Below are 6,387 nucleotides of genomic sequence, written 5' to 3' on the forward strand. Positions count from 1 at the left end.
CACATAGCCAAGAGACCACCCATGTACCAACTTCAAGACCTGCTGAACCTCATGGCCCGCCTGCGTGATCCGCAGTACGGCTGCCCGTGGGACGTCAAGCAAACCTACGCCACTATCGTGCCCTTCACCCTCGAAGAGGCCTACGAAGTCGCTGACGCCATCGAGCGCGAAGACTACGAGCATCTGCAAGGCGAGCTCGGCGATCTGCTGTTCCAGGTGGTCTATTACAGCCAGTTGGCCCGCGAAGAAGGACGCTTCGAATTCGACGCAGTGGTGGACAGCATCACCCGCAAGCTGATCCGTCGCCACCCGCACGTATTCCCCACCGGCGATCTCTATGCGCCGCTGGATACCCCGCGCCTGGACGAACACCAGGTCAAGGAGCGCTGGGAGCAGATCAAAGCCAAAGAAAGAGCCGAGCAGGCCGGCGTCGGCGTGCAGCTGTCCCTGCTCGATGACGTGCCGGCAGCGCTTCCGGCAGTCGCGCGCGCGGCCAAGTTGCAGAAGCGCGCCGCCGGTGTCGGGTTCGACTGGCCCGAGCCGTTGGCGGTGCTGGATCAGGTGCGCCTGGAGCTTGACGAGGTACTCCAGGCCATGGCCAGTGGTGACAACGCCGCGATCACCGACGAGATCGGCGATGTGCTGTTCAGCGTGGTCAATCTGGCCCGGCACCTCAAGGTCGATCCGGAAAATGCCCTGCGCGGCGCCAACAGGAAGTTCGACAGGCGCTTCCGATTTATCGAGCAGGCATTGCGCGATACCCATCGCAACATTGAAGATTGCACCCTGGAAGACATGGACGCCCTGTGGGGCGAAGCCAAACGTCAGGAAAAGAACCTGCCCAGCTGTGGCTGAGCCGTTTGATCAAGTGAGTAACGCACCATGAGCCTTTCCCTTCGCGACCAATTATTGAAAGCTGGCCTGGTCAACCAGAAGCAGGTCAAGCAAGTCAGCAAAGAGAAGCAGAAACAGAAGCGCCTGGAGAACAAGGGCCAGGTCGAGATCGACGATTCGCAGAAGCGTCTGGCTCAGGAAGCCATGGCCGAGAAAGCCAAGCGTGACCAGGAGCTGAACCGCCAGCAGCAGGACAAAGCGGAAGAGAAGGCCAGGGCCGCCCAGGTCAAGCAACTGATCGAAGCCACTCGCCTGCCCAAGCTGACCACCGAGGACTACTACAACTTCGTCGATGACAAGAAGGTCAAGCGCCTGTCGGTCAACAACCTGATGCGCAGCAAGCTGAGCAACGGCTCGTTGGCCATCGTGCAGCATGGGGGAGGCTACGAAGTCATTCCTCGTGAAGCGGCGCTGAAGGTACAGGAGCGTGCGCCACAGCGTATCGTGATGCTCAATGTGGCCACCGAGGAGGTCGACTCGGCCGAAGATCCGTACGCCGCCTACAAGATCCCGGATGACCTGATGTGGTGATCCACAGGACGCAATCGTGCCCGTGAAAAACCCCGCTCAGGCGGGGTTTTTCATGGGCAATGCTCGATCAATTCTGGGTGCGCTGGCTTTCCAGGGTTTCCAGCTCGTTCTTGTAGCTGTGGGCGTCGCTCTCGTTATGGAACATCCCCACCAGCAGGTCTTGCTGATAGACGTCCCAGATCTGGATACCCGCGGCTACGCCTTCGTGGGACATATGTGATTCGTCGCGTTCGGTTACTTTAACAGTCATAGGAAAGCTCCAATCTCTAATATCTGCAGCGAGGCGTGTGCAGGACTCTTTTATAGAGTTGGTTAGCTGGCTAAGTAAACCGACGATTTCTGCAAGGGTGTTTTGCAGAATCTGACGCAATCGCTCAAGCCTTGTGAATCAAGGGGTGTGGCGGATTGTCGCAGTGGTTTGGGCTGGGTGAAACTAAATTCATGGAACGCTTCGGGGTGTGGTTCCGGCGGTGACTGACCATCGGCCATGACCGCTTAATCGAGCCCTGAAGCCACAAAAAAGCCCATCCGAAGATGGGCTCTTTTCATTCCAGCAACGTCACATCAACGCTGGCTGCCTGGTGCAGGCTCCTGGCCTTCAGCAACGCCCAGGTCATCTTCGGGACGACCATCGACGATGGCGCGACCACCCGAAGCCAGTTCGGTCTGCAGCACCTTCTCGTCCAGCTCGCCAACCCACTTGGCCACGACCAGAGTAGCGACGGCGTTACCGACCAGGTTGGTCAGCGCGCGGGCTTCGGACATGAAGCGGTCGATACCCAGGATCAGCGCCAGACCCGCCACCGGCAGTTGGCCAACGGCCGACAGTGTAGCCGCCAGTACGATGAAGCCCGAACCGGTGACACCGGCAGCGCCTTTGGAGGACAGCAGCAGGACCAGCAGCAGGGTGATCTGGTGCGTGATGTCCATGGTGGTGTCAGTCGCCTGGGCGATGAACACGGCGGCCATGGTCAGGTAGATCGAGGTGCCGTCCAGGTTGAACGAGTAGCCGGTTGGAATGACCAGGCCCACCACCGATTTCTTCGCGCCCAGACGTTCCATCTTGATCAGCATGCGCGGCAGGGCAGACTCCGAAGAGGAAGTACCCAGCACGATCAGCAGCTCTTCACGGATGTAGCGGATCACCTTGACCACACTGAAACCGTGAGCGCGGCAGATGGCGCCCAGCACCAGCAGCACGAACAGTACGCAGGTGACGTAGAAGCAGATCATCAACTGGCCCAGTTGCACCAGCGAGCCAACGCCGTAGGCACCGATGGTGAAGGCCATCGCACCGAATGCACCCAGCGGCGCCAGCTTCATGATCATGTTGATGATGTTGAACATGGCATGGGCGAAGCGGTCGATCAGGTCCAGCAGAGGCTTGCCGTAGGCGCCCAGGCGGTGCAGTGCGAAGCCGAAGATCACCGAGAACATCAGCACTTGCAGGATGTCGCCGTTGGCGAAGGCGCCGACGATGGTGTTCGGAATCACGTTGAGGATGAAGCCGACGATGCTCTGGTCAGCGCCCGCCGAGACATAGCTGGCGATCTTGCTAGCGTCCAGTGTCGAAACGTCCACGTGCATGCCGACACCCGGCTTGACCACGTTGACCACGACCAGACCGATGATCAGGGCGATGGTGGAGACGATTTCGAAATAGAGCAGGGCGTAGCCACCGGTCTTGCCGACTGACTTCATGCTCTGCATGCCGGCGATGCCGCTGACGACGGTACAGAAGATGATGGGGGCAATGACCATCTTGATCAGCTTGATGAAGCCGTCACCGAATGGTTTGAGCTTGACCGCAAACTGGGGATAGAAGTGGCCGATCAGGATGCCGATGATGATCGCAACGATCACCTGGAAATACAGCGATTTGTACAGTGGCTGACGAGTCGTCATTGCAAGTTCCTCAAGTGTATCGCCTGGCACTCGTTCCAGAGTGTTTACGACACCTAAAGCACGAACCCTCCTGTCTGGAGGGATTTGTTGTGGGCGAGCTGCGTGTTGGCAGGCCTCTGCGAACTTTATTGCAGGGCGCGTGCCAGATCTGCTCAATGCAGTGTAGAACGCCAGCAGGCGTGGCCTTCGATGCAAACCGAAAGAGGACGGGTGGCAGATATGTGGCGGGATTCCGCCCGATGGGGGTGGGGCAGGGGGATGGGTGGCGGATATCCGCCGGTTTGGTCGGAGGGGTGGGCTGACTCGCTCGGTGAAAGGTCTGCCACCGATCTTAATTATTACCTACAAAAAAAGAGGCCACCTGGGCCTCTTCTTCACATCAAACAGGCAGCCTCAGCTCCCCTTCACCGACTTCCCATCCACCGTGCCATCCTGCAGCATGATGTTGTATTCCTTGCCGTCGGTTTCCACCTGCTGCAAACGAACCAGCAGGTAGTCCCAGTCCTTGGCGAACCACAGCACCGTGATGCGCTTGCTCTGCGTCGGGTCGCGCACGCGCTCGACCTTGGTCGCTTCGACCTGGCCGGCCTTGGTGGCGACTGTTTCGGAGCCCAGGACGCGGAAGTCGTAGGTGTCGATCTCGTCTCCATCTACGACCTGATAGCTCATCGACTTCTTGCCAGCGGCCACGTCATGCTGCAGTGCCAACTGATAGGTGGATTTGTCGAGCACGCCGGCATTGAGCGGCAGGTTGATGGCGTCGCCGCGATCGGTACCGGTCACCTTCTTGGCGGCCCAGTCGAAATCCAGGTTGACCTTGCGGGCCTTGCCCAGGCCGCCGCGTTCGAAATTGTAGGTCTGCGGCAGCATCACGTCCTTGTCCATGCGCAAGGTGCTGGTTTCATTGAGGCTGGCGATCATCATCGATGCCTTGAAAGCCAGGGTCCACTCACCGTTGGCGCCCTTGCTCAGGCTGCGCTCGGCGGTGCCGCTCATGGGCAACTGTTTCCAATCGGCGGTGTAGCTGGCGGAAAAGGGCTTGAGGTCCGCGGCATGCACCGGCAGGGTCAGCAAGGCAAGAGCGAAGAGCAGGGCGCGACGCATATAAACTCCTAGGGTCGAATCGAGTGGCCGCTGGCGGCCAGGGGCTCGCCATCGAGCAGGGCGCCGTGCTCGCCGAGGCGCAAGCGGCCTTCGGCGAACCAGCGTACCGCCAGCGGATAGATCTGGTGTTCCTGGGCGTGAACCCGTTGCGCCAGAGCTTCTGGCGTATCGCCCAACTGTACCGGGATTACTGCCTGTACGACCAGAGGCCCGCCATCGAGTTCCTCGGTGACGAAGTGCACGCTGCAGCCATGTTCCCGGTCGCCGGCCTCGAGGGCGCGACGGTGGGTGTGCAGACCTTTGTGCCTGGGCAGCAGGGAAGGGTGGATGTTGAGCAGGCGCCCTTGGTAGTGGCGAACGAAGGCAGGACTGAGAATGCGCATGAAGCCGGCCAGTACCACCAGGTGTGGCTGGTGCTGGTCGATGACTTCGATGAGCGCAGCGTCGAAGGCTTCCCGGCCCTCGAAGCCCTGATGGTCGAGAACGCAGGTGTCGATGCCTGCGTCCCGGGCGCGTTGCAAACCAAAGGCATCGGCGCGGTTGGACACCACCGCTGCGATGCGGGCCGGGTTGTCCCCAGCCTGGATGCTGTCGATCAATGCCTGCAGGTTGCTGCCGGTGCCAGACAGCAGCACCACTACGTTACAAGTCGAAGGCATCACTGAGCCTTGAGGTTTTTCAGCTCGACCTGGGCTGCGCCCTCGGCAGCGGTGGCGATTTCGCCGATGACCCAAGGCTGTTCGCCGTTGGCGCGCAGGGAGGCAAGGGTTTTTTCGACGTCAGCTTGGGCCACGCAGATCACCATGCCCACGCCACAGTTGAGGACGCGATGCATCTCGTGCTCGTCGACGTTGCCCTGCTGCTGCAACCAGTCGAATACCGCCGGGCGCTGCCAGCTGGCAACATCGACCACAGCCTGGGCACCCTTGGGCAGGACGCGCGGGATGTTGTCCAGCAGGCCGCCGCCAGTGATGTGGGCCATGGCCTTGACTGCGCCGGTGTCCTTGATCAGTTGCAGCAGCGGCTTGACGTAGATGCGAGTCGGCGCCATCAGCAGGCTGGTCAGGGGCTTGCCGTCGAGCTCGATGTTCTCGATGTCGGCGCCGGCCACTTCGATGATCTTGCGGATCAGCGAGTAACCGTTGGAATGCGGGCCGGAGGAAGGCAGAGCGATCAGCGCGTCACCGGTGGCGACCTTGCTGCCGTCGATGATCTCGGCCTTTTCCACCACGCCGACGCAGAAACCGGCCAGGTCGTAGTCTTCGCCTTCGTACATGCCTGGCATTTCAGCAGTTTCACCGCCTACCAGGGAGCAACCGGCCAGCTCGCAGCCTTCGCCGATGCCGGTCACCACGGTGGCGGCGGTGTCGACATTGAGCTTGCCGGTGGCGTAGTAGTCGAGGAAGAACAGTGGCTCGGCGCCGCAGACGACCAGGTCGTTCACGCACATGGCAACCAGGTCGATGCCGATGCTTTCGTGCTGGTTGAGGTTCAGCGCCAGGCGCAACTTGGTGCCCACACCGTCGGTGCCGGACACCAGTACTGGCTGCTTGTAGCCTGCCGGGATTTCGCACAGGGCGCCAAAACCGCCGAGGCCGCCCATGACTTCGGGCCGCGCGGTGCGCTTGGCGACGCCTTTGATGCGTTCGACCAATGCTTCACCGGCGTCGATGTCTACACCGGCGTCCTTGTAGCTCACGGAGGGTTTATTGCTCATGATCCAGGCCTTTAAAGGAGGGAGTCGGGGGAGTCGACCGTCGTCGATCCACGAAGGCGCGCGATTTTATCAGGCTTGCGGGTGAGGAACCAGCGCAGTGCGACGGTTGTTCCGGGTGGGCGGGGGATCGGCGGTGAATGGTCCCCTCACCCCAGCCCTCTCCCTGAGGGAGAGGGAGCAGTACGATGGTGCTACGGATATTGGTGATCTGCTTCTAGCTCCCTCTCCCCCAGGGA

At 60.7% G+C, this 6,387-nt stretch carries 7 protein-coding genes; 2 read left to right on the forward strand and 5 right to left on the reverse strand.

Features of this window, described 5'->3' with window-relative positions:
* The first annotated feature begins 21 nt into the window (after nucleotides 1-21).
* Nucleotides 22-855 carry a nucleoside triphosphate pyrophosphohydrolase gene (gene mazG / locus B3397_RS13425; RefSeq protein ID WP_296250831.1) on the forward strand — a complete coding sequence of 278 codons (834 nt, stop codon included), beginning with the start codon at nucleotides 22-24 and terminating at the stop codon, nucleotides 853-855.
* A 27-nt stretch (nucleotides 856-882) separates the two neighbouring features.
* Nucleotides 883-1,425: a DUF2058 domain-containing protein gene (locus B3397_RS13430; protein WP_296250832.1), complete on the forward strand. Its 543-nt coding sequence runs from the start codon at nucleotides 883-885 to the stop codon at nucleotides 1,423-1,425.
* A 67-nt stretch (nucleotides 1,426-1,492) separates the two neighbouring features.
* Here the strand turns inward: B3397_RS13430 and B3397_RS13435 are convergent, their stop codons facing one another.
* The 5 genes from B3397_RS13435 to purM all read right to left on the reverse strand — a co-directional run bounded on the left by B3397_RS13435 (nucleotide 1,493) and on the right by purM (nucleotide 6,151).
* Nucleotides 1,493-1,675, reverse strand: coding sequence for a hypothetical protein (locus B3397_RS13435; protein WP_296250835.1), 183 nt, complete (start codon nucleotides 1,673-1,675; stop codon nucleotides 1,493-1,495).
* Between the two features lie 314 nt (nucleotides 1,676-1,989).
* A complete protein-coding gene (locus B3397_RS13440; RefSeq protein ID WP_296250837.1) occupies nucleotides 1,990-3,330 on the reverse strand; it encodes a dicarboxylate/amino acid:cation symporter in 1,341 nt (446 codons plus the stop codon).
* A 393-nt stretch (nucleotides 3,331-3,723) separates the two neighbouring features.
* Nucleotides 3,724-4,434, reverse strand: a complete 711-nt coding sequence (locus B3397_RS13445; protein ID WP_296250840.1) for a DUF3108 domain-containing protein — start codon at nucleotides 4,432-4,434, stop codon at nucleotides 3,724-3,726.
* 8 nt (nucleotides 4,435-4,442) lie between these two features.
* Nucleotides 4,443-5,093 carry a phosphoribosylglycinamide formyltransferase gene (gene purN, locus B3397_RS13450; RefSeq protein WP_296250842.1) on the reverse strand — a complete coding sequence of 217 codons (651 nt, stop codon included), beginning with the start codon at nucleotides 5,091-5,093 and terminating at the stop codon, nucleotides 4,443-4,445.
* A complete protein-coding gene (gene purM / locus B3397_RS13455) occupies nucleotides 5,093-6,151 on the reverse strand; it encodes a phosphoribosylformylglycinamidine cyclo-ligase (RefSeq protein WP_296250845.1) in 1,059 nt (352 codons plus the stop codon). Before purM ends, purN begins: the two co-directional genes overlap by 1 nt.
* Nucleotides 6,152-6,387 lie beyond the last annotated feature (236 nt).

It is taken from the genome of Pseudomonas sp. UBA4194, from assembly GCF_002379585.1.
In the GTDB taxonomy this organism is placed as follows: domain Bacteria; phylum Pseudomonadota; class Gammaproteobacteria; order Pseudomonadales; family Pseudomonadaceae; genus Aquipseudomonas.